Raw genomic sequence first — 23,478 nt, 5'->3', positions numbered from 1 at the left:
ATTTATGGAAAACAGTAAAAAAGAAAGCTCAACGCCAAGAAAAGACTTGGGTCTATTAAAAGAAGAAGCTAAAAAGCTTTCAATAACCAACAATAAATGTGAACTACCTTTGATTCCCATTTATCCTGTTCGCTATGCTTTAAGTGGGTATTATTTAGACTCAGCTCAAGCATCGCTAAAAAATAATGGACTAGAAACAACATCTAATATTGCAGATATACTTCGTCCTGACTCAATGCGCAGAGGAAGAATTCACCAACTCCAACAGTTACGTCAAGGATATGTTTATATCTATTCTCCTACGTCTCACCAAGCCGTTGCAACAGATAAAAATAATAAATGGCTGGTATTCCGTTATGTCCCCCACTCTGACGATATAAATAGTCGCAGTGTCATTATGGAAGAAGATAAAAACAGTAAAACCGTCAATTTTAAATTCATTATCTATCAATGGGGAGATAAAGGTGCAAATGGAGAATGGAAACAAATGACTGTTCAAGGATTACCACTTGCAACGGATACCGTATTTGTCGATAAAACCCAGCAATGGGTTTATATGGCGTATAGTGAATATCAGTGGTCGGCTGAAATGTTTGAGCGTTTAGAAGCAGACGAAAAAATTCGCCAATCTATGATGACAAAAGTCAATGTTGATTCAAAAGAAAAAACCAAAAACAGTGCGCCTTTTGAAATGTTATCTGACTTGGTCGTGGAATTTACCAATGATCAAACATTGATAAACATTGGCAAGAATGCCTTTACCGGCATCCAAAAAGCATTTAAAACCCCAACACTATGTGGCGAACAAGAAAAAGGCTTAGTGGTTGCATTGGAAGATACCATCGGTGAAATGCGGGAATTACAAGATATTTTATATAAACTTGTCGATGCCAAAACGACTTACTATGAAGAATATTCATATCCCCTCACTATTGGTCATCTTATCGATCCTAAAGTTGTCTATGATGTTCAAGGTAAGAAATTTCCACTTGAGAACAACCAACGAATTATTGAACAACCCGGCGTAAGAAAGGTGCTATCAAAAGATTTTGGTCAATATACAAAATTAGTTGCCGATAGCTATCATCGATTTGATGTGCCAAGAAAAGCCATTATAGAACAACTGTCACAATTAAAACGGCGTGAACCGTTACGTGTTTTATTAACCGAGTTAATGCCCTCACTCCTTAAAAAACTCAATCCTGCCCCTGAAAACACTGCCGGATTAGACCGCACTTCTTATGTTTTTTGTCGGACCGTTGCAGATATTTGTATAGGGTTAGAAAGTAGCCCGGAAGGAGAGAAGGAGTTAGAAACATTATTTACTGCACCGGAAGCATCCAATGGCTCAATTAGTGGTGATACCTATCGAAAATCAATGAAAGAAGCCTTTGATGCCATATTCGGCGCGACAGAATCCATCAAAGATTTTTCACATCGAATAAATAATCTAAAACGCTTTTTCTCTTCAATGGATAGCGTGCTTACTTTTGTCGGAAATACCCTTATAAAAATTTGACTCAGAGAAGGAAAATGTGTCATAGACCGCTCTAAAATCCTATCTACCTATGGTTTTCTGACAATGCGCGGCAACCCCGAAGCCATGTTTATGGGATTACAAAAAAGCTTACTCACGCGTTTGGAGACACAAGCGAGGGCTGATAACATCACGCGAAAAACACGTCAAAAAGCCCTTTCCCAAATCCAGACTAAAGTCAGAGAGGAAAAAAGAGCTTGGCTTGCCGATTTTGAAGCCTATGAACAACAAGTGGAAAAATTACAAAACTCAAAACGATTCATTGGTGTACTGGCGACATTTAATGGTATTCGCTCCCTCGGAAGCTATGACCTGACCAATAAAGACATCAGTAAAACAAAATTAGGAAAAATGGCTCAAAATGAGTATCTCCAACGGGTATCTTCAATTCTTGATATCGCCATTGGCACCTCAGATGTTGCCTATGGTTTAGGTCTTATCCAAAATCCCGGTGCCACCGTTCCTTTTTCTAAAGCCGCTAAACTTCCTGGAGGAACCTTAAGAGCGCTGGGTACAAATGTTCGTGCCTATGCTTATTTGGGTGGGGGAATTGTTGTCGGCATCCTCGCTGCCTTCATTGCATTAGGCGACCTTGCCGAAGCCATAGACAGTGGCGACACTGCCTCCATTATAGGCAGCTCATTAGTTTTAACCGGTTCTATTGTCGGCGTGACGGCAAGTGCACTCGGTTCTTTCGCGGCTTTTTCCGGTATGCTTGCCCTTGGCATTGCAGGGGCGATTGCGCTGGTATTAATTTTAGTGGGGAGCGTTATTTTTACCTATTGGGGAAAATCAAAATTAGCCCTTTGGGTTGAGCGTGGTTTTTGGGGGCATGGAGATAATTATTATTACTGGGCAAACGAAAAAAGAGCAGAATATATCAGCGAACAAATTGAAGATTCAAAAATTCTTTCACATCAAAATTCAATCACTGAATTATCATCAATAAATGATATGACATTACTACATATAACTGATATATCAATGAAATCATTAACTCTATTGCGATACATAAAGATAAAAAATGGTTTTGATGAAGAGCTCTATGATTACTTTATCCAACACGGATTACAAATCACTCACTCCAATGACATAATTACAATCACCTATGCGAAATTTACAAAATCAATCCCAACCCCGGCTAATTTAAAAATATATTGCCGTGAGTTCCCCGGAAAGGGGAAAAATGTGGTTGATTTTTTATCATCAAGGAATGAATGTCCGATTTTCATTATCCGAGAATGGCATCACCTCCGATTCTTTTACGGTTCATGTTACCTTCACCAATAATGAAGGTGATAGCATAAACAAACTTTATCAAAGTGAGGGGTTTAAGAAATACCTAAACCAACAATATGAAAAAACAATAAAAACGGCAGAAGAATTAGGAGTAGAATAATGTTTCATCCAATAAATAAAAGGTTACAAGCTGCACTTCGCCGTTGTGTTGTCAAGATCGATGAAAACACCATTGAGCTGAAAGAGCGTAAAGGCATCTTTTTTAAATTAGCCTTTATTATAATTACAATAGCCTCTGTTTATATTGACTTTATCGATCCCACATATAGACGTAACACATGGGAAAGTTTACAGTTTACTTTTCAGCCTGAAACCAGATTCCAAAAGGAATGGTTGTCTGCAGCCGATATTACTAGACCAGGATATACAAGACATGGTAGAACGAAAGAAGAATATTTTGCCGGAATGTGGAATCGCCACAAACATGAAGTTTGGAAAGGTTATTACTATGTTGGTAAATGCCTCCTCCTTTTTTTTATTCTGCTTAGACCCGCTAAAAAACGGGTGCGTTTCGACAGAAAAAACGGCATCGTTTATACCTATGTCGGCAAAAAGTTTTATATTACCGAACTCAATAAACTCATGCGCCCGTTTCCGGAATATATTTCTGCCGTTAATGCTACGCTATTTATTTGGGTGCATCCTTATCGCAACAAAGGCACCGGCACCCCTTGCTTTAGAGGTCCGAAAATTGCCGTCATCGATCGTTCTGCCTGGCTCCCTATGCTAGGGATCACATTGTTACCTTTTTTAAAAGAGGAGTTCGTCAAATTTAATACAGTCCCCTATTTGAAAAAAGTCTTAGTGGATTTTATGAACCCTGAAACGCCGCAGGAACGCATTGATGAAATCCTGAACACGATAAGCGGAAGAAAAGGTATTTTCGAATGGATATTTAATTTGATGTTCAACTGGATTGAGGGCGGGTTATATTGCAACAAATTGCCTAAACAAGCCTTTTTAGAAGAAAAAATTCACCACTATTTCAAAGAAGAATCCCCTAAAATCGAGGGATTGCCTTCTTTCCGACACGCAATAGATTTTGATTCATTGAGAGAACAAATTAAAGGCAACCTGATTATCAGCGTTGAAGAAAATCGACAAATGGGCTATCGGGTGCCTTGCCCTAATCTCTTTGAATACCCAAGAGACTTTTCTTTACATGCCAGCCGATTACTGGGGTCGAGAGGCAACATTCAAGACGAAACCAATACACCACCTGAAGAATTAGAAAAACTTCGTGGCAAGAAAAAACGGAAAAAGAGAAAATAACTCTACTGTAGGGACACACGTAGTGTGTCCCTACATTTTAAAATGACTGCTTTTGTGCATTTCTCCATAACAGCGGAAAATAGAAAGAGAAACGACCGCACTTTGAGCAAATGCGGTCGTTTTTTATGGCATTTTGTACTAGTTAAGCCAGAAAAGATAAGCAAATGTCGCAATCACAAAGACACAAACAATATTAAGTACGATACCGGCTCGCACCATTTCACTTTGTTTGACCTGACCGCTACCAAATACAATGGCATTTGGCGGTGTTGCCACCGGCAACATAAATGCACAGGACGCGCCTAATCCGATAATTAATGCAAGACCGATCTCCGGAACTCCCAAGGACTGGGCGATAGAAATAAAGATTGGTACGAGCAATGCAGCACTGGCAGTATTGGATGTAAATTCCGTTAAGAAAATGATAAAAGCTGCAACCAATAAACCAATAAAATAATAATTCTGCCCTTGCACCAAGAAGACAATGCCGTCTGCGAGAATTTTACTTGCACCGGAATCTTTCAATACTGAACTTAATGTTAAACCACCGCCAAAGAGCATTAACACCCCCCAATCGGTGTTCTCTTGGATTTGTTTCCAACTCGCCACACCTGTTGCACAGATAATAATTGCTGCAAGCAACGCCACAACGCTGTCAAAGCTCGCAACGTTTTTTGTCAAACCCAAAAAGCCCGAAATGAACGGATTAATTTTGCTGCTAAATACCCAACACAGAGCGATAAAGACGAAAATCGTCAAAGTTAAAACCCGTTGTGGGTTCATCTCAATTTTTTCAAAAGACTGTTCAAAACGTTTGTTAAGTTTAGGTCTGAATACAATGAAAAGTGTGCCGATCATTAAAGGCAATAAGATCAACATAATTGGCAAGCCGTACCAGAGCCAATCTGAGAAAGTAAGGTGTAGGTTACTTGCAACAATCGCATTTGGCGGACTACCGACCAGTGTTCCCATTCCGCCAATACTTGCGCTATAGGCGATCCCTAACAGGACGAACACATAAGTATTATGTTCTTTTTCACGATCCATATTACTTAAAATACCCATTGCGAGCGGTAACATCATTGCTGCGGTTGCCGTATTGCTCATCCACATAGAGAGGAAGGCGGTGATCAAAAAGAGGTAAATTACAGCAACAAAAAGATTACCATTGGCGAGCGCCATAATTTTATTGGCAATCATTCTATCCAGCTTTTGCATATGCAATGCCGTAGCCAATGCAAATCCACCAAAGAATAAGAAAATAGTAGGGTCGGAAAAAGTCGCAAGAGCCTGCTTTGTCGTAACCAGATCTAATGCAATGCCCAGTAATGGAACAAGCAATGCGGTAATAGTTACATGTAACGCTTCACTTAACCAAAGTACTGCGATAAACCCCAGTAATGCAAGTCCTGCATTTTCTTTAGGTGAAAAAGGTAAAAATTTTAACAAAACAAAAAACAGCACAATATCCGCAAGGAATATAATGCCGTTTTTATGTATTTTAAGTGAAGATGTTGTGCTCATGAAATCCCCCACATTTTTGTAAATCAAATGAACGAAATAATGTTAAAGGAATGTCATAAACTTGCAACGAGCAAAATTAAAAAGTGTGATCAAGTGCAAAAAAATTAAACAAAAAAAGTGCGGTTATTTTTTTACCGCACTTTAAATTTTATTTATTCTTCCTCAAAATCTTTTAGATCGAGAGGTTCTTGGGAAAGAATGATACCGGTAAGATCCGCATAAATATAATCTTCAGGGAAGAAGGTTACGCCTCCAAAATTCACGGGAATATCGGTTTCACCGATGTTATTTTCATCGGCACTGACGGGAATTGGTGCCAGTGCATGAATACCAATATCGATATTTTCAAGTTGTTGGATTTGGCGAATCGCACCGTAAACAATAATGCCTTCCCAGCCGTTATCTGCTGCAAGTTGGGCGAGTTCGGCATCAACCAATCCTCGACGCACGGCTCCACCTCCGTCAATAACCAATACACGCCCTTCGCCGTTTTCTTCTAATACTTCAGCGATGAGTCCGTTATTTTCAAAGCATTTCACCGTTGTGACTTTACCATAAAAGTGATTTACGCCACCGAAACTAGAAAAAATGGGTTCTACTACATCTACTTGATCAGCGTAAAGATCGCAAAGTTCTGAAGTATCAATAAACATAAATTTCCCCTATTAAAATTTTGAGATCATGTCTAGTATATGCCGATTTAGCCGATAAGCAAGCCCAAACTAAAAAGCATATTGACGAATAATGAAATCATTGACATCTGTGCAAGCATTGGGCGTAATGTGCCGGGCTCTTGGCTACGATAGACAAAAATTGCATGTTTTATAAGTAATGGAAAGGCAAGTAAGAATAGATAATTTGTCCAAGAGGTTGCGGAGGTAATGGCAAAAATGAAATAACATAATGCTGCGGTGCTTAATAAAATGCAGTGATAGACACGTCCTTTATGTGCCCCTAAACGTACAGCTAACGTATTTTTCCCCGCTTTGGCATCTTGTTCAATATCCCGTAAGTTATTAATGTTTAGCACGGCACCGGCTAATAAACCTGAGCCGATCGCCGGCAGAAGAATTTTGCTGTCGATACTATGCGTTTGTAAATAGTAGGTTCCGCCCACACCAAGCAAACCAAAAAACAGTAAAACGGAAATATCCCCTAATCCCATATAACCATAGGGTTTGGTTCCCACTGTGTAAGTAATCGCAGCGATAATGGCTAAAATCCCCAGTCCTGCAAAAGTTAATAAATCAGAAAGATTTTCGTAAGCAATGCCGATAAGTAAACTACCGGAAATAAAACTTGTCACAGCCATTAAAATTAAACCCCATTTCAATTCAATAGCTGAAATTCCTCCTTTTTGAATGCCACGTAATGGTCCGATGCGTTCTTGGGTGTCCGAACCTTTTTGATGATCACCATAGTCATTGGCAAAATTTGAAAGAACTTGTAATAAGATCGTCGTCAGTAAACAAAGAACCATAACCCAATAATCAAATTTTTCCGGATTTGCCCAATAACCTAAAGCCGAACCGGTGAAGATTGATGCTAATGCTAGGGGCAAGGTTTTCGGACGGGCCGTTTCCCACCACATTTTTAGTTTTCCATTTATCATTTTTTTTGACTGCACTTTTGATTACAATAAGTGGCGTATTCTACAATAATCTTAAATATTTATGAATGATTTAACCTTATCGCCCATTGCGATTATTCACACGCCCTATAAAGAAAAATTTTCTGTACCGCGTCAGCCGGATTTAGTGCAAGACGGGGTTGGTATTGTGGAATTGCTTCCGCCTTATAACTCACCGGAGGCGGTGCGTGGTTTGGAAAAATTTAGCCATCTTTGGTTAATTTTTCAGTTTGATCAAATTCAGCAAGGCAAATGGCAGCCCACAGTAAGACCTCCTCGTTTAGGCGGAAATCAACGGGTAGGTGTGTTTGCTTCACGGGCGACCCATCGCCCGAATCCGCTCGGTTTATCGAAAGTAGCATTACGAAAGGTAGAATGTATTAATGGCAAAGTATTTTTACATTTAGGGGCTGTGGATTTGGTGGATGGCACGCCGATTTTCGATATTAAGCCTTATATTGCTTATGCTGATAGTGAACCCAAGGCGCAATCAAGCTTTGCGCAAGAAAAGCCATTGTTAAAACTTCAGGTGGAATTTACCGAACATGCTCAAAGTGCAGTCAAAAAATTGGAAGAAAAAAGACCGCACTTAAGGCGTTTTATTCGTGAAGTTATCGAACAGGATCCGCGTCCTGCCTATCAACGTGGTAAGCCGAGCGAACGCATTTACGGCATTAGCCTTTACGATTTTAATATAAAGTGGCAGATTAAAGCGGGAATGGTGGATGTGGTTGAAATATTGGATATTGAAAAAATAAAGTAGGGTAATCCATTTTGAAGCTCGGTAGGAATACCCTGTTTTATTTTATTGCTTTCTATGCAGGAAATTATTGATCCTCCGGTAGCGCATTGAGTACGGCTTTGACCAATGTTGCCAACGGAATGGCAAAAAATACGCCCCAGAATCCCCATAAACCGCCAAAAATAAGGACAGATATAATGATAATTAGGGGGTGTAAATTCACTGCTTCAGAGAATAAATAAGGGACTAATAAATTACCGTCTAAGAGTTGGCTTACTGCAAAGGCGATGATGATATACCAAAAGGTTGGACTAATGCCGAATTGGAACAAGGCAACAAGGGCTACGGGAATAGTCACAAGTACTGCACCAATGTAGGGAACCAGTACAGAAAGCCCAACGGCAACGGATAATAAGAGCGGATAATTTAATCCAAAAATTAAGAAAATCACGTAAGTGACTAAGGTGACAATTAAAATTTCTAAGAGTTTTCCATGAATATAATTGGCAATTTGTTGTTGCATTTCTGTCCATACTTTGAATGCGAGGTGGCGGTTGCGTGGTAAAAAACGGCTCACACCTTGTAACAGTTCACTTTTGTCTTTTAGCATGAAAAACATCATTAATGGCACGAGGAACGCATAAATGCCAAGCGAGACGAGATTCATTATGGAAGCTAAAGAAAGTTTGACGGCAGATTCCCCAAAGCCGAGAATTTTTTCACGTACCGAATTAAAAATAGCATCTACCATGGAATAATCGATCAACTCAGGATAATGTTCAGGCAAACCAAGAAGCCATTCATTTAACTTATTGAACATCGCCGGCAAATCACTTAATAAAGAAATGGTTTGGTTCCAAAGCATTGGTACAAGGACTAAAAAGAAGACCGCCGCCAAACCGATAAACCCACCAAAAATAACAACAGTGGATAACATACGAGGAAGTTTTAGCTTTTTTGTTAGAAAATGGATAGGCATTTCCAATAAATAGGCAAGCACAATAGCAATAAGTAAGGGAGCGATTAAATCACCGAAAAAATAAATAGCAATAAAACCAAAAAGTAAAATTGCCAATAACCCCATCGCTTGCGGGTCGCCCAAACGGCGCGCATACCAGCTTTTTAACATTTCTAACATAATCATCAACATCCAAGTGAGTATTTTTTGCCATTATAAGTTAAAATTCCCTCCAGTTATAGCCAGCCAAAGGAAATTCTATGTCTATTATCATTTATCACAATCCTCGTTGCTCCAAAAGCCGAGAAACCTTAGCATTGCTTGAGTCAAAAGGTATTCAGCCGAACATTGAGCTTTATTTGCAAAAACGCTATACCGTTGCCGAATTGCAACAACTTGCGGATAAATTAGGCATCAGGGATATTCGCCTGATGATGCGGGTGAAAGATGAACTTTATCAATCCTTAAATCTTGCAGATTCGGCACTAACGAATGCAGATTTATTGAATGCGATCAGTGAACATTCTGCTTTGCTTGAACGTCCTATCGTGGTAAATGGCGAGAAAGCAAGAATCGGGCGACCGCCGGAAAGTGTGCTTGAAATTTTGTAATTTTGAGGTTTACCCAGTATAATACGATTGCCGTGGAAATGTCTTCACGGCTTTTTTAAGGAAAAATTATGGCAAAAAAACAAAAAAGTGCGGTTGAAAATCAAACCGTTTATCAGCACACGAGAGGTGTCGTGAGAGATAATGCGATAATGGCATTGTTACATGACAAATTATTCCGTCAGCGTATAGAGAAAAAACGCAAAGGGAAAGGCAGTTATCAACGAAAAGCAAAACACGTAGGGAAATTTTTTGAAAAGCCCGATTATAAATTTTTTGATTTCAGAAACTTTATAATCGGGTTTTTCTTTAGTCAAAAGTGCAATGTGAGGTAAAAAATGTCAAATAAAACAGAAACATTATTCAATACAACATGGAATGTACGCATTAGTGATCCGGGTGAAGAAGGCGCACGCAGCCATTTTTTTGAAACCGTTTATTTAACCCTTACTGCACATTTTGAAGAAAATGGCATTCGCTATGAATTTGTGCGGAGAGTAGAAGAGCAAATTAAAATTCAATGCTCATTCACAGAATTAAATGAATTATTTAAGTTTTTGGGGGATTATTTAGATGCGGTGTCCCTTGGTATATTAGGTGTGAAAATTGGTAATCTCGGTGTGAAAGCGGAATAGCGCTATTTTCAAAAAAGCAAAGTGCGGTTGATTTTCTCCTTGAATTTCAACCGCACTTTTTATTTATTTCGCAAGTAACGCACCAATGGCTTGGTAAACTACTTGAGCAGATTCGCCGCTTAATGCTTTATTTTCTTCATCAGTAATCACAACGGCACTTTGTTTTCCAATGGCAGAGAGTTGCATAAAATAGGTGCCTTTTTCGAGTTCCGGTTTATTCACACCTAAACGTAACCAATCCTCTTTATCTAAAGGTGAATATTTTAATTCCCGTTGTCCGCGACCGGCGGTTTCTGATTTGATGTCAAATCCCACTTTGGGCAATGTTGAACCTAATTTTTCCCATGCTTGACCAAAGGTTGCATCCATACCCAATGCAGTTCTTCCATTTATATCGGTAATTAGTCCTGATTGGAATGCACCCACGGAGGCATTGTTGAGATCTTGTTGTTGCTTCGTATAGCTATTGGTTAAGGTTGCAACAAAATGATTTAAGCGAGCGGAGGTATAGCGTTGTTTTTCTGCCACGCTAGGGGTGAAAATAATACCGTCACGACGCATTTGTTTGACTGAAACCGTCAAAGCACTCGCATCTTGGGCTGAAACCTGTTCCACTTGATATTGAATTTCAGTATTGGCTTTGTCATCAATACGTCCGGTACTATGCCAATCTGTTGTGAGAATTGTACCATTGATTGTTGAATCAATATTTTCCTCTTTTAAGAGACGTTGAATCTGTTGCAGGTTATAAAGTGAGGCTTGTTCATTAGAGTAAACAATCAAAGCGCGTTCACCATCAAATTGTGTAAGTGAGTTTTTGATAATTGCCAAAGGTGTTGATGGGGGGCGAATATCAACAGCGGTATCTTTTTTAACGGCAATATTCGGTAACTCATAGGTGGATGCCTGTTGTGGCAGATTAACGCCACCGCTTGCTAAAGGTGAGAAATTTGGGATAGGTGAGTTTGATTTTTGATAACTATCATTTGCGCTTTGTAATTTTTCAGGATCGCTTGAACAGGCGGATAATAATGCCACCGTTGCTAATCCTAAGAGAATCTTCTTCATAATAAATCCTTAAAAATAAATAAAAAAATTGACCGCACTTTGACAATGAGTTATTCAGAAAGTTTGGGGCTGAGAACCAGCCCCTTTGGAATAATTAAATCAAACCTGCTGTTTTTAATGCCGCTTCAACTTTTGGTTGGGCATTTTCACTAAGAATCGTTAATGGTAAACGAAGAGAAGGCGATTTAATTAACCCTAAACGATAAGCTGCCCACTTCACCGGAATCGGGTTGGATTCCACAAATAAATCACGATGTAAGACCATTAAACGCTGATTAATTTCTTCTGCTTTGGAAAGTTCTCCCGAGCGTACTAAACGGCACATTTCCGCCATATCTTTTGCGGCAAGGTTATTAGTGACGGAGATGACACCTTCAGCACCTAATTTCATTGCTTCTAACCCGGTTGCATCATCACCACTTAATACGATGAAATCTTTTCCCGCTAATTTTTTGGTTTCTGCTACACGGCTGACGTCACCTGTTGCCTCTTTAATTCCCACAATGTTTTCAATTTGGGCTAAACGTGCAACGGTTTCCGGTTTCATATCACTTCCCGTACGCCCCGGTACATTGTAAAGAATCTGAGGTAAATCGGTACATTCGGCAATGGCTTTAAAATGTTGATACATCCCTTCTTGTGTTGGCTTGTTGTAATAAGGCACGACGGAAAGACAGCCGGCCACACCGCTATCACGTACAAGTTTTGTCATTACAATTGCTTCGCTGGTTGCATTGGCTCCGGTTCCCGCAATGATTGGAATACGTCCTTTTGCCAGCTCTACGGTTTTCTCAATCACTTTGACATTTTCTTCAATGCTTAATGTTGCAGATTCACCTGTTGTGCCTACTGAAACGATGGCATCGGTGCCTGCATCAATATGAAATTCCACTAATTTTTCTAGGGTTTCAAAATCGATTCCTCCGTGATTATCCATTGGGGTGACTAAAGCAACAATGCTGCCAAAAAATAAGGGATTTTGCGTAGACATAAAACCTCCGTTTCAGATTATCGTGATTAATATTTGAAAAGCACCTGCTAGGATCGCTAAAATGATTAAAATTTGCAAATCATTTTTTTATTTTGAGGCATTTTCTATGAAAACATTACAAGTAGGTGAGACAGCACCACAGTTTACATTAAATAATCAGGCTGACATGCCGGTTTCTCTTGTGGAATTTAAAGGCAAAAAAGTGCTTATTTATTTTTATCCAAAAGCCTTCACTCCGGGTTGCACAACACAGGCTTGCGGATTGCGTGATGCGAAAAATGAGCTGGAAAAGTTGGGTGTGGTCATTTTAGGTATTAGCCCCGACAGTCCTAAGAAATTAGCACAGTTTGTAGAGAAAAAAGCACTCAATTTCACCTTGCTTTCAGATGAAACTCATCAAGTTGCCGAGCAATTTGGCGTTTGGGGGGAAAAGAAATTTATGGGAAGAACTTATGATGGTATCCATCGAATAAGTTTTCTCATTGATGAGCAAGGTAAAATTCAGCAAGTATTTGATAAATTTAAAACAGGTGAACATCATCAAGTTGTTTTAGATTATCTTCAATCCCTCTAAATTTCTCATAAAATTTACCGCACTTTGGGTTTTTGCTCTCAAAGTGCGGTTGAAAATCACTGGGTTTTTCCTCCAATTAATATTTACGACCTTATTTCCTTTTGCTAGAATTTGATTCTAATTGAAACTAATTCTCAATTACTTTTGTGTTTTAAGGATAAAAAAATGCCTCAACTTTTCGAATTTTTACAACAATACAGTGATTACATTATTATCGGACTTTTATTTATTATGAGTGTAATTATGCTCACAATGGTTATTGAACGCTTTATTTTTCTAAGCAGAATTAATGTAGGTAAATATTCCAATATTCACGCGTTGGATATCGATCTGAATCGTAATATGACCACGATTTCCACTGTTGGAGCGAATGCGCCCTATGTCGGGCTGTTAGGTACGGTTATCGGTATTTTATTGACTTTCTATCAAATTGGTCAGAGTGGTGGCGATGTGGATGCCGGTGAAATTATGTTACACCTTTCTTTGGCGCTAAAAGCGACCGCACTTGGTATTTTGGTGGCTATTCCGGCTATGGTGTTTTATAGCGGTTTAAACCGTAAAATTGAAGTTAACCGCTTAAAATGGAAAGTGTTAAATTCACAGAAAGATAAGGAATAACCGTGAAAAAATTTGATGAAATCAACATTATTCCTTTCATTGACATTATGTTGGTGTTGCTGGCTATTGTTTTGATTACTGCGTCATTTATTTCTCAGGGAAAAATTCAAGTAAATGTACCAAAAGCAAGTACAGCAGTCGCCTTTAAATCCGATGATTTGGCTAAACTATTAACGGTTACTGCGAAGGGGGAACTTTACTATAACGATAAACCTATTTCACAGGAATCCTTAGAGGCAGAAATGAGCCAATGGAATAAAGGGCAAAAAGTGACATTGAAAATTGATGCGCAAGCGAGTTTTCAGGATTTTGTGACTATTACCGACTTACTTGCCAAAAATGAGATTAAAAATGTGGCACTGGTATCAATGAAAGATAAAGGTGGTAATACGGCACCAGTCGGAAAATAGGAAAAGTCATGCAACAACCTAAACGTTTATCCCTAGCTTTACTTGTTTCTCTTCTCCTTCATGGAGCAGTAGTTAGTGCGTTGTTATGGAATTGGTACGAATCTAATGACAGTGCAAATAATCATTCCGGTGAGCTAGCGACGACAATTTCAATGGAAATGGTGCAAGGAATGCGTATTGAAGAGGTTGAACCCGAGCCTGAACCGGAACCTCAAAAAGTCGAACCTGAACTTCCAAAAGAAGAAGTTGTTTCGGATCCGACAAAAAAACCGGAACCTAAAAAGAAAAAACAGCCGGAGAAGAAACCGGAAAAGCTAACAGATAAACCAAAACCACCTAAAGAAAAAACGAAAAAACAGGTGAAACCGTCTGAAAAAGCACAGAAATTACCGCAAGATTTGCCGGTAGGTGATCGTAATGTCAATTCTACATCAACGGTAAATTCAAAAGCGACAGCAACCGGTAGTGTAAATACCAATGCAAATATGGTAGGGAGCGGTTCAAATACAAATGAAATTGCTGCTTATAAAGCCGCACTTTACCGTGAAATAGAGCGTCGAAAAGATTATCCGATGCGTGCGAAAATGATGCGTAAACAAGGGGTGGTTCATATCTCGTTTAATGTTGGTCATGATGGTTCGTTAAGTAATGAAAATGTCATTAAATCCTCAGGTGATGACAGTTTGGATAAAGCTGCATTGAAAGCGGTGAAAAGCGCAAGACCGATTGGGCCCAAACCACATGGGTTTGCAAGTACTCTATCGGTCCCGATTCGATTTAGTTTGCAGTAAAATAAAAAGGCAGAGGTAAACTTCTGCCTTTTTGTATTATTTTCGGTAAGTGCGACTTCTCATCGCTACCCGTGAATGATTGTTTGATCGGGATTTTAAAGGAAACGGTTTAGGTAAACTTAATAGAGATGTTTGATTATATTGGCTGACAGGAATTGAATGCCCGATATATTCCTCAATAGCCGGTAAATTCATTGCGTATTCTTCACAGGCAAAACTAATTGAAATACCGCTTTCACCAGCACGACCGGTACGTCCGATGCGGTGCACATAATCTTCACGATCATCTGGTAAATCATAATTAAATACGTGGGTAACATCTGCGATATGTAAGCCTCGGGCCGCTACATCGGTTGCGACAAGAATATCTAAAGAGCCATCAGTGAATTGTTTCAAGAGTGTAAGACGTTTTTTTTGTGCAACATCACCGGTCAGCAAGCCTACACGATGCCCGTCTGCCACTAAATAGCGCCAAATTTCTTCGCAGCGATGTTTGGTATTGGCAAATACAATACAGCGTTCAGGCCATTCTTCCTCTATCAAAGTCAGTAATAGTGCCATTTTGTCTTGGTTAGAAGGGTAAAATAATTCCTCTTTAATGCGATGACCAGTTTTTTGTTCGGGTTCAATTTCGATGTATTCCGGATCGTTCATATCTTCGAAAGCAAGTTCACGTACTTTGTATGATAGCGTTGCCGAAAAAAGCATCGTTAAACGATCTTGCGGAGAAGGGCATTTACGTAATAAGTAACGAATATCGCGAATGAAACCCAGATCAAACATCCGATCTGCTTCGTCCAATACGACAATTTGGATTTGATTTAAACGAATCGTACCTTGTTTTACATAATCAATGATACGTCCCGTCGTACCGATTAAAATATCTACTCCGCGTTCAATAGCTTGTAACTGTTTATCGTAGCCGTCCCCACCATACGCAAGGGCAGTTTTTAATCCGCTTGCTTTTGTTAAAAACTCCGCATCGTTGCTAATTTGAACAGCAAGCTCACGGGTTGGCGCAAGAATTAATGCTCGCGGTTGATTGCACTCCGTCTTATCTTTTTTATAGGTAAGCAGGTGGTGGAAGGTAGTCGTTAAAAACGCTATCGTTTTGCCTGTACCGGTTTGAGCTTGTCCCGCAATATCTTTACCTTGCAGGCTGATAGGCAATGAAAGTGCCTGAATCGGCGTGCAATACTCAAAGCCTTTGGTTTGTAAGGCTTTTAAAACAATAGGGTGTAAAGGAAAATCAGCAAATCGTTGTTGGCTTAAATAATCTTGTTTCATGGAAATTACAGTTTCTTAAAAATGGCTTGAGGATAGCACGAATGGGAAAATTACTCAAAAATGACCGCACTTTACATTAAAACAGAAAATGGAAATTATTTTCTGTTTTTATTATTCACTTTTTGTTATTGCTTCTTTCCCATTTACGTTCAATGTAGCTGCAAGTGGGATGAAGTGCCAACTGGTTTTCTGTGATGAAGGCGAGTAATGCTTGATAAAGTTTATCGGCGATACCTTGCCCGCGAAGTTGGTTTGACACGAAGGTATGATTCGCATTAATTTTATTTTCCGCCTCGTAAAAATAAGTGAGTTCGGCGATTTTCTCTCCTTGTTCATTTAAAATAAAAAATTCACCTCGTTGATGATCTTCTTGATGTTGAATTTTCATTTTATACTCCATTCATCGCTTAAATTAGGATTCATGGCAAAATCGGCAGTATCACTTGGAATGGATTTTTCTTCTGCCGCCCATTCGCCAAGATCGATTAGTTGGCAACGTTTGCTGCAGAAAGGTCGAAATGGGCTTTCTGCTGTCCAAGGAACGGCTTTTTGACAAATTGGGCAGGGGACTTCAATAATTTCTTCAGACATGCATTCTTTCCGCTTGTTGTAAATAAAAACGGTGTAATTCTAGCACTTTTTGCTTTAAGTGCGGTAAGTTTTCAGCCAACTCTTTGTCATTATTAATGATCTCTGTTGCCCATTTTAATCGTTCCGTTCTGTTCACTTGTGAATTCATAATTTGTCGAATTTGTTCAAAATTATTTTTATCGCGTTTTGCCGCTCGCATGAGTTGGGTTTCTGGGCTGACATCCACAACAAGCACACGATGACAAAGCTCAGTAAGCTTGTTTTCAATCAGAAGCGGTACAACAAAAAGCGTATAAGGGGCGGTTTGTGTAGAAAGTTGTTTCAGCATAGCTTTCCGAATAGCAGGATGTAATAGACCATTGAGCCAATTTTTTTCCGCTTCGTTAGCAAAGATTAGCTGCCGTAATGCGGGACGGTTGAGTTCTCCATTTTCTAATAAAATAGATTTACCAAAATGTTCAGTAATTTTTTTAAGTAAAGGCGTATCTTTTGCCACCACTTCACGAGCAACAATGTCGGCATCCACGATAGGTACACCAAGCTCTGCAAATAAATTGGCAATAGTGCTTTTGCCACTACCAATGCCGCCGGTCAATCCTACGATATAGGTCATCACAATTCCCTATGAATAATAATTGAATATCCATACTACAAAACTTGAGAGGCTGAGAAAAGGGGCAAAAGGTAAAAAAAACAGTCTTTTGGGGGAAAGGAAAGTAAAGAAAATACCCAATAAACAAGCAATCAATAAAAAGATAGGGAAGTGTTTTAACGGTAAGTAGCTACCAATGCTAAGGGCAAGCCAATAATCACCTTGCCCTAATGCTTCTTCTTTGTAGTACCATTTTGCGATCCAATAAATGCCATAAAAAACGAGGAAAAAAATAATCGCACTTTGTAGGCTTTCTTCTAACGTTAAAGAAGAAAAAGATTGTGATGCACCAATGAGTCCCAAAGCTGTCAATATAAGACAAAGTGTTGTTGAAATCAGTTGATATTGCCAATCGAGGTAAGCGATAGCCCAAAGTAAAACGATTGAGCAACCAAGCCATAAAGTTAGAAGTGCATTTTCTGTGGTAAGGGTTAACAAGGCAAACAAAAATCCAACGATACAAAAATAGCGTAAAAAATGACCGCACTTTTTTCCTTGGATAATGGAAAAATGTGGTTGAAATGGCGGAGGATTTTGTGGAAAAAGTGCTGTGTAAGACTGATAAATGTCGGTTTGTAAGCGTTCGGCAAAGGTGGAAACGTAAAGCCATAATGCAATACCAAAGATTCCGCCGAGTAAGAAACTTGCAAAATAGATCATTGGACTACCGCTCCCATGTTAAAAATCGGTAAATACATTCCCATCATAATGATGCCGATGAGGCTTCCAATAATCACCATCATCAGCGGTTCTAACATTTGAGAAAGGAGATCAATTTGATGATTGAGTTTGTCTTGATAGCTTTCTGAAATGTGTTGTAGCATTAATGCCAGTTTTCCGCTTTTTTCACCAATTTGCAGCATTTGTTGTGCTTCCATCGGAAAGAGGCGACTACTGACGCTATCTGAAAAGGCATAGCCCTGCGAAACCCACTGTAAAATTGACCGCACTTCTGTATCAAGAATCTGATCACTCACGATAATTTTCTTGGTTTGCCAAGTTTGTGTGCGTGGCAGAAAGCTGTTTAAAGCCTGATTAAGGGGAACACCGGCTTGCAACATTATGTATAAACTTTGGCTAAAATTTACTAAACGGGATAGCTGCTGAATATTTCCCAAAATAGGCGTGATCGTAATGATTTGAGATTTTTTCCGGTGAAAGAGTGTGGAATGTTTCAATTTTAGCTGATAAAAAAGGATAAATATCACTGTAAAAAACAGCAAGATGCCGATGTCTTCTTTTAGAAAATTTGATGTGGTAAGTAAAACAGAGGTTAATGCCGGTAATTCGGTGTGATTGCCTTGATACATTTCAGCAAATTGCGGCACGATAAAAAGCAAAAGACCAAGGGTAAGTAATAAAGAAATTCCTAATACCATTGAGGGATAAAGCATAATTTTTTGTAATTTACGTTGTAGTGTGAGGGATTGCTGGCGATGTGCTGCAATTTTGCTACAAACAGTCACCAGTTTTCCTGTCATTTCACCAACTTGAATTAATTGAATTTCTTGGCGTGTAATATATTTACCTTGTTGTTCAATGCTTTGAGAAAAGGCAAGCCCGCTTTCAATAGATTTTAAAATCTGTTCTAGCCATGCATTTAAAGCTAGTTGCGTACAATTTTGTTGCAAAATCTGTAAACTGCTTTTGAGTGGAATTGCTGACTGAAGGAGTGTTGAGAGTTGGTTTAATAATGCACTAATTTCTGTGTTTTTAGGTTTGCTACTGAGTTGCCAGTTCTGTTTTAATTTAATGTTGGTTAGACCTCTATTCATCAATTGGAATTGGGCTTGCTGAGCAGACTCGGCAATGATTGAGCCGTTTTGTATTTGTTTTAAGGAATTTTGTCCTAGGTAGTAAAAAAGCTTTTTCGCCATTTTATAAATCTCCCAAAACACGATAAATTTCCGCTTCATCGGTAATGTTTTGTTTTACTTTTTCTAGACCGCTTTGACGGAGATTATCAAAATCGGTTTGATAGCCGTTTTGCTGCCAATGTAAGAATTGATAAACACCAATTCTTCCACGATAACCTTGATGACAATCACAAGAATTTGTAGGAATTTGACTGCATTTTGGACAACGTTTTCGCACAAGCCTTTGGGCTATCACTAACAATAAGCTGCTTTCAATTTCATGTTGGTGGATTCCCAGTTGTTGCAGGCGTGAAAGAGCAGAAAGGGCATCATTGGTATGCAATGTTGAAAGGACTAAATGACCGGTTTGAGCCGCTCGTAGCGCCATTGCTGCACTTTCTTCATCTCGAATTTCTCCTAGCATAATAATATCGGGATCTTGTCGTAAAAAAGAACGCAGTAAGCGACTAAAATCTAGTCCGATTCGTGGATTAATCTGGCTTTGGATAATCCCGGTTAATTCAATTTCGATAGGATCTTCAGCAGTCATGATATGTTTATCCGGTGTGTTTAGCCACTGAAGTGCGGTATAAAGTGAGATACTTTTCCCGCTACCGGTTGGGCCTGTAACCAGAATTAAACCCTGAGGTTGCCTGAGGGCCTGCTGAAAAGCCTGTTGTTGTGCTTCTGTCATCCCTAGTTCTGCAAAACTCAACTCTACCGGCTTATTTTGTTGCGCACGAAGTACTACTTTTTCGCCCCAGTGAGTCGGTAATGTAGAAAGGCGGAAATCAAGAATATCGGAGAAGGTTGTTTTAAACTGAAAACGTCCGTCTTGGGGTAATCGGGTTTCGCTGATATCAAGTTTAGCAAGAAGTTTTAATCGGGAGATTAATCGATTGGCTAAACTTTTACTAATTGGGGATTGGAGTTGTAAAACGCCATCAATTCTGAAGCGTACTTGAAAACAATCTTGCAAAGTTTCCAAGTGAATATCGGACGCATTTTTTTGTAGTGCTGACTCAAAAATACGATTTAGTAATTGGATAATAGGTTCGTCATTGTTTTTTTCCTGATGATCTTGTTCTTGATGGTGGTAAAAGTTCATTTGATCTTCTACTTGCATGGATTGAGGGGAGAGTTGTTGCAGGAGATCTTTGAGTTGTTCGCTATCAAGTAAAACCGGTTCGACCAATTTTCCTGTAATAAAAGCAATAGTTTCACAAGCAGAGAGATTGGAAAGAGAATCTACACCGAGCCATAAACGATTTTCCTCTTCTTTTAAAGGCAGGGAAAAATAGTTCAAGAACAATGTGTGTTGGTGTTTATTACGTTCCCATAAATCTGGTGAGATCGAAAAAATCTCACCATTTTGAGCGGTTACGCGATGTTCAAGTAATGCAAAATCTGTCATTTTGAGCAGAATCCGGCAGGAAATAATGAAGTATCACCAGTACAAGTTGTTGACCAAGTAACGCCTTTGGATTTATCACCGTTGGCAGTTAGAGTGTATTCTATGCCATCTAGTGTTCCATTACCTACAACGGTAATTGCGCCAGCACTCGTGCTAATACTTTTTATGTAGCCTTTTGCCGTAGTGATGTCGGTAGCAATACCATTTGAACCGCCACTGCAATTGGCGGTGCTACCTGTACCATAAACACAAAGTTCTACATCGGATTTAAAAGGTGCGGAGGCTTGCAATAATTCGGACATCGCCGCTTTTTGGGTATAATTTTGATAAGACGGAATGGCGATAGTGGCAAGAATTGCAATGATGGCAATGACGATCATGAGCTCGATGAGTGTGAAGCCTTTTTTCGGTTTAGGTTGAGTGAGTTTCATTGATTTTCCTTTATAAATATGGGTTAAGCCAATGTTGGCGAGGGCATTGTGTAGAAGGAAAAAAACTTTGTAAAATTGACCGCACTTTTTTTGCGATACTGATCGTAAAAGTAGGAGAAAATAATGAAAAAACAGAAATATATTGAGCAAGGATGGCTGAAAGATTGTCGTCAAATTCCCTCGGAACATTTTGATGAGCGCCCAGATCCTAAAGATATTTCTTTGTTGGTCATCCACTATATCAGCCTTCCGCCGGAACAGTTCGGAGGCGGTTATATTGATGACTTCTTTCTAGGTAAATTAGCTCCTTGCCTTCATCCTTATTTTGAAGAAATTTATCAAATGAAAGTATCCGCCCATTGTTTGATCGAGCGCAGTGGCGTTATTACACAATATGTGAATTTTAATGACCGAGCATGGCACGCAGGCATTTCCTGCTTTGAAGGACGTGAGAGATGTAATGATTTTTCCATTGGTATTGAACTTGAAGGGAGTAATGAGCAACCTTTTACCGATGCACAATATGAAGCATTACAACAACTTACAACGTGTATTGTGTCTGCTTATCCGGACATTACGCTAAAGCGTATTGTAGGGCATTCTGACATATCTCCGGGACGTAAAATCGATCCCGGTCAATACTTTGATTGGGAACGTTATTTGAACGGGATTAATTCTCTGTCTAAAAAATAGACAGTGACATTTATTATGTTATTCACATTATAGTTGTTTAATAAATTTTAAGTTAATTATTTGAATTATAAAGAATTAAATTGTTTAGAAAATCCTCCTTACCGGATTTGGAAAAGTTATACCGTATTTTGAATTTTCCCAATCACAATTTTATCCACAGAAATATTGGATAATCTTTAGAGGGGGCAAAAATTTCAACCAGACATTTCCTATTTGGGCATAATGATTGTTTTTCAACCGTACTTTGATGAAATAAAGTGCGGTTTCTTTTTTAAAAGGATCTTTATGGAAAAATGCATTAAAGTGAAAGGATCTTATGGAAGAAAAAGCCTCTTGTAATTTTTCACACAGGCTTACTGTGGATTATGACTGAGATAATCACAATGTTATCCACAATCTGAAAACTGTTTGAGGAATGACCGCACTTTTGCTGCGTTGGTTGATAAAAACGCCAATTTGTGAAACAATCCGCAGACTATTTTTATATAAAAATTTAAGGTAAACGATAGTGATCGATTTTGATGGCTACCGTCCAAATGTGGGGATTGTGATTTGCAATCGAAAAGGACAGGTGCTTTGGGCGAAACGCTATGGGCAGAATTCTTGGCAGTTCCCGCAAGGCGGCATTAATGATAATGAAAGTGCCGAGCAAGCGATGTATCGAGAATTATATGAAGAAGTGGGATTGCAGCCGAAAGATGTACGTATTTTATCTGTGTCAAAACATTGGCTGCGTTATAAATTACCTAAGCGTTTACTGCGTTATGACAGTAAGCCGATGTGTATCGGACAAAAACAACGCTGGTTTTTATTGCAGTTGGTTTCGGATGAAAAAAATATTAATATGCAAACAACCAAATCCCCTGAATTTGATGGCTGGCGTTGGGTGAGTTTTTGGTATCCCGTACGCCAAGTCGTATCGTTTAAGAAAGATGTATATCGCCGAGCGATGAAAGAATTCGCTGCTTTTTTATTTTCGTTTTCTAACGAGAAAGAGAAATCTGTAGAGCAAGAGCAAAAGTTCACACCTGTGCGTAAGCCCCATTATTCAAAATATTCTAAACGTTCGTTTAATAAAAGAGGTTAGGTTATGCTGACTTTCATTGCAATTTGCCTATTAGTAGGTGGAGTAGTCGGATTTCTTGCCGGCTTATTCGGTATTGGTGGTGGATTGGTGATTGTACCGGTATTGGTTTATTTGTTGCCAATGATGGGGGTTCCTGAGCCATTACTGATGTCAACCGCACTTGGCACTTCTTTTGCTACTATTGTGATTACAGGATTTTCTTCGGCACAACGTCATCATAAATTAGGCAATATTGTGTGGGACGCAGTGAAAATCTTAGCGCCCGTAATTATGATTACTGTCTTTATTTCCGGTTTATTTATCGGCAAGTTAGATCGTGATATTGCGGCAAAGTTATTTTCCTGTCTTGTGGTTTATTTAGCCGTAAAAATGATGATTTCTATTAAGCCTAAAACAACGGAATCAACAAAAACTCTGACAACAAAATCTGTCATTATTGGCGGTATTTTAATCGGTATGGTATCCAGTGCGGCAGGCATTGGCGGCGGTGGCTTTATTGTCCCGTTTTTAAATTCTCGCGGCATTGATATGAAAAAAGCGATTGGTTCTTCAGCCTTTTGCGGTATGTTGCTTGGTTTATCCGGTATGTTGAGTTTTATGGTAAGTGGTTGGGGAAATCCTGCTATGCCGGATTATTCTTTAGGTTATATTTATTTACCTGCAGTATTCGGCATCACTGCCACCTCATTTTTTACCTCAAAATTAGGTGCAACGGCAACCGCTAAATTACCGGTGCCAACATTGAAAAAGGGCTTTGCACTATTGTTAATCGTGATTGCCATTGATATGTTTCTGAAATAAAGGAAAATT

Annotated in this window: 27 protein-coding genes and 1 pseudogene; 14 read left to right on the top strand and 14 right to left on the bottom strand. The window is 39.1% G+C overall.

Features of this window, described 5'->3' with window-relative positions; translation table 11 throughout:
• The first annotated feature begins 4 nt into the window (after positions 1-4).
• From BKK47_RS12655 to BKK47_RS01805, 3 genes are all read left to right on the top strand, one after another.
• Complete coding sequence (locus BKK47_RS12655; protein ID WP_244149097.1) at positions 5-1,519, top strand: toxin VasX; 1,515 nt, start codon at positions 5-7, stop codon at positions 1,517-1,519.
• Between the two features lie 90 nt (positions 1,520-1,609).
• Positions 1,610-2,827, top strand: coding sequence for a hypothetical protein (locus BKK47_RS01810; RefSeq protein WP_143529562.1), 1,218 nt, complete (start codon positions 1,610-1,612; stop codon positions 2,825-2,827).
• A 108-nt stretch (positions 2,828-2,935) separates the two neighbouring features.
• Complete coding sequence (locus BKK47_RS01805) at positions 2,936-4,108, top strand: hypothetical protein (protein WP_077493216.1); 1,173 nt, start codon at positions 2,936-2,938, stop codon at positions 4,106-4,108.
• 138 nt (positions 4,109-4,246) lie between these two features.
• On the opposite strand, the gene BKK47_RS01800 is transcribed toward BKK47_RS01805, so the two are convergent.
• From BKK47_RS01800 to BKK47_RS01790, 3 genes are all read right to left on the bottom strand, one after another.
• Positions 4,247-5,632, bottom strand: a complete 1,386-nt coding sequence (locus BKK47_RS01800) for a DASS family sodium-coupled anion symporter (protein WP_077493215.1) — start codon at positions 5,630-5,632, stop codon at positions 4,247-4,249.
• Between the two features lie 152 nt (positions 5,633-5,784).
• Positions 5,785-6,285, bottom strand: coding sequence for a ribonuclease E activity regulator RraA (rraA, locus tag BKK47_RS01795; RefSeq protein WP_077493214.1), 501 nt, complete (start codon positions 6,283-6,285; stop codon positions 5,785-5,787).
• A 47-nt stretch (positions 6,286-6,332) separates the two neighbouring features.
• The gene (locus BKK47_RS01790) at positions 6,333-7,244 is read right to left on the bottom strand and encodes a 1,4-dihydroxy-2-naphthoate polyprenyltransferase (protein WP_077493213.1); all 912 of its coding nucleotides are present in this window, start codon (positions 7,242-7,244) and stop codon (positions 6,333-6,335) included.
• Positions 7,245-7,305: 61 nt separating this feature from the next.
• Between BKK47_RS01790 and tsaA the strand changes: the two genes are divergently transcribed.
• Positions 7,306-8,025: a tRNA (N6-threonylcarbamoyladenosine(37)-N6)-methyltransferase TrmO gene (gene tsaA, locus BKK47_RS01785; protein ID WP_077493212.1), complete on the top strand. Its 720-nt coding sequence runs from the start codon at positions 7,306-7,308 to the stop codon at positions 8,023-8,025.
• A 64-nt stretch (positions 8,026-8,089) separates the two neighbouring features.
• On the opposite strand, the gene BKK47_RS01780 is transcribed toward tsaA, so the two are convergent.
• A complete protein-coding gene (locus tag BKK47_RS01780) occupies positions 8,090-9,142 on the bottom strand; it encodes an AI-2E family transporter (RefSeq protein WP_077493228.1) in 1,053 nt (350 codons plus the stop codon).
• A gap of 80 nt (positions 9,143-9,222) precedes the next feature.
• Here BKK47_RS01780 and arsC point away from each other — a divergent pair, with 80 nt between their 5' ends.
• The 3 genes from arsC (at position 9,223) to BKK47_RS01765 (ending at position 10,205) form a co-directional block, all read left to right on the top strand.
• A complete protein-coding gene (arsC, locus tag BKK47_RS01775; RefSeq protein ID WP_077493211.1) occupies positions 9,223-9,573 on the top strand; it encodes an arsenate reductase (glutaredoxin) in 351 nt (116 codons plus the stop codon).
• A gap of 68 nt (positions 9,574-9,641) precedes the next feature.
• Positions 9,642-9,905 carry an alternative ribosome-rescue factor A gene (locus BKK47_RS01770; RefSeq protein ID WP_077493210.1) on the top strand — a complete coding sequence of 88 codons (264 nt, stop codon included), beginning with the start codon at positions 9,642-9,644 and terminating at the stop codon, positions 9,903-9,905.
• A gap of 3 nt (positions 9,906-9,908) precedes the next feature.
• Positions 9,909-10,205: a DUF5377 family protein gene (locus tag BKK47_RS01765; RefSeq protein ID WP_077493209.1), complete on the top strand. Its 297-nt coding sequence runs from the start codon at positions 9,909-9,911 to the stop codon at positions 10,203-10,205.
• 63 nt (positions 10,206-10,268) lie between these two features.
• On the opposite strand, the gene bamC is transcribed toward BKK47_RS01765, so the two are convergent.
• On the bottom strand, positions 10,269-11,273 hold the full coding sequence (gene bamC / locus BKK47_RS01760) for an outer membrane protein assembly factor BamC (protein WP_077493208.1): 1,005 nt from the start codon (positions 11,271-11,273) through the stop codon (positions 10,269-10,271).
• Positions 11,274-11,367: 94 nt separating this feature from the next.
• Positions 11,368-12,264, bottom strand: a complete 897-nt coding sequence (gene dapA, locus BKK47_RS01755; RefSeq protein WP_077493207.1) for a 4-hydroxy-tetrahydrodipicolinate synthase — start codon at positions 12,262-12,264, stop codon at positions 11,368-11,370.
• A gap of 106 nt (positions 12,265-12,370) precedes the next feature.
• On the opposite strand from dapA, the gene bcp reads away from it, so the two are divergent.
• The 4 genes from bcp (at position 12,371) to BKK47_RS01735 (ending at position 14,657) form a co-directional block, all read left to right on the top strand.
• Positions 12,371-12,838: a thioredoxin-dependent thiol peroxidase gene (bcp, locus tag BKK47_RS01750; protein WP_077493227.1), complete on the top strand. Its 468-nt coding sequence runs from the start codon at positions 12,371-12,373 to the stop codon at positions 12,836-12,838.
• 165 nt (positions 12,839-13,003) lie between these two features.
• Positions 13,004-13,456 carry a TonB-system energizer ExbB gene (gene exbB, locus BKK47_RS01745; RefSeq protein WP_077493206.1) on the top strand — a complete coding sequence of 151 codons (453 nt, stop codon included), beginning with the start codon at positions 13,004-13,006 and terminating at the stop codon, positions 13,454-13,456.
• A 2-nt stretch (positions 13,457-13,458) separates the two neighbouring features.
• Positions 13,459-13,866, top strand: coding sequence for a TonB system transport protein ExbD (gene exbD / locus BKK47_RS01740; RefSeq protein ID WP_077493205.1), 408 nt, complete (start codon positions 13,459-13,461; stop codon positions 13,864-13,866).
• Between the two features lie 8 nt (positions 13,867-13,874).
• Positions 13,875-14,657 (top strand): energy transducer TonB, encoded by a 783-nt coding sequence (locus BKK47_RS01735; RefSeq protein WP_077493204.1) that lies wholly within the window; start codon positions 13,875-13,877, stop codon positions 14,655-14,657.
• A gap of 36 nt (positions 14,658-14,693) precedes the next feature.
• On the opposite strand, the gene rhlB is transcribed toward BKK47_RS01735, so the two are convergent.
• The 8 genes from rhlB to BKK47_RS01695 form a co-directional block, all read right to left on the bottom strand.
• On the bottom strand, positions 14,694-15,944 hold the full coding sequence (rhlB, locus tag BKK47_RS01730; protein ID WP_077493203.1) for an ATP-dependent RNA helicase RhlB: 1,251 nt from the start codon (positions 15,942-15,944) through the stop codon (positions 14,694-14,696).
• Between the two features lie 115 nt (positions 15,945-16,059).
• A complete protein-coding gene (locus BKK47_RS01725; protein WP_077493202.1) occupies positions 16,060-16,332 on the bottom strand; it encodes a GNAT family N-acetyltransferase in 273 nt (90 codons plus the stop codon).
• Positions 16,329-16,535, bottom strand: a complete 207-nt coding sequence (gene yacG / locus BKK47_RS01720) for a DNA gyrase inhibitor YacG (RefSeq protein WP_077434239.1) — start codon at positions 16,533-16,535, stop codon at positions 16,329-16,331. The genes BKK47_RS01725 and yacG overlap by 4 nt, the downstream gene beginning before the upstream one ends.
• Positions 16,528-17,148 carry a dephospho-CoA kinase gene (coaE, locus tag BKK47_RS01715; RefSeq protein ID WP_077493201.1) on the bottom strand — a complete coding sequence of 207 codons (621 nt, stop codon included), beginning with the start codon at positions 17,146-17,148 and terminating at the stop codon, positions 16,528-16,530. Before coaE ends, yacG begins: the two co-directional genes overlap by 8 nt.
• Positions 17,149-17,157: 9 nt before the next feature.
• Complete coding sequence (locus tag BKK47_RS01710; protein ID WP_077493200.1) at positions 17,158-17,847, bottom strand: prepilin peptidase; 690 nt, start codon at positions 17,845-17,847, stop codon at positions 17,158-17,160.
• Positions 17,844-19,064 (bottom strand): type II secretion system F family protein, encoded by a 1,221-nt coding sequence (locus tag BKK47_RS01705; protein ID WP_077493199.1) that lies wholly within the window; start codon positions 19,062-19,064, stop codon positions 17,844-17,846. The genes BKK47_RS01710 and BKK47_RS01705 overlap by 4 nt, the downstream gene beginning before the upstream one ends.
• A 1-nt stretch (position 19,065) precedes the next feature.
• The gene (locus tag BKK47_RS01700) at positions 19,066-20,457 is read right to left on the bottom strand and encodes a GspE/PulE family protein (protein WP_077493198.1); all 1,392 of its coding nucleotides are present in this window, start codon (positions 20,455-20,457) and stop codon (positions 19,066-19,068) included.
• Positions 20,454-20,888 (bottom strand): prepilin-type N-terminal cleavage/methylation domain-containing protein, encoded by a 435-nt coding sequence (locus BKK47_RS01695; protein WP_077493197.1) that lies wholly within the window; start codon positions 20,886-20,888, stop codon positions 20,454-20,456. Before BKK47_RS01695 ends, BKK47_RS01700 begins: the two co-directional genes overlap by 4 nt.
• 123 nt (positions 20,889-21,011) lie before the next feature.
• Here BKK47_RS01695 and ampD point away from each other — a divergent pair, with 123 nt between their 5' ends.
• The 3 genes and pseudogenes from ampD (at position 21,012) to BKK47_RS01680 (ending at position 23,469) form a co-directional block, all read left to right on the top strand.
• A complete protein-coding gene (ampD, locus tag BKK47_RS01690; protein ID WP_077493196.1) occupies positions 21,012-21,581 on the top strand; it encodes a 1,6-anhydro-N-acetylmuramyl-L-alanine amidase AmpD in 570 nt (189 codons plus the stop codon).
• Positions 21,582-22,089: 508 nt separating this feature from the next.
• Positions 22,090-22,557 (top strand): annotated as a pseudogene (gene rppH, locus BKK47_RS01685) (RNA pyrophosphohydrolase); the annotation flags it as partial.
• Between the two features lie 114 nt (positions 22,558-22,671).
• Positions 22,672-23,469, top strand: a complete 798-nt coding sequence (locus tag BKK47_RS01680) for a sulfite exporter TauE/SafE family protein (RefSeq protein WP_077493194.1) — start codon at positions 22,672-22,674, stop codon at positions 23,467-23,469.
• Positions 23,470-23,478: the final 9 nt, after the last annotated feature.

Origin of the sequence: Rodentibacter mrazii (genome assembly GCF_001998825.1) — a bacterium.
Taxonomy (GTDB): Bacteria; Pseudomonadota; Gammaproteobacteria; order Enterobacterales; family Pasteurellaceae; genus Rodentibacter; species Rodentibacter mrazii.
This window is presented reverse-complemented; position numbering and strand designations above follow the sequence as displayed.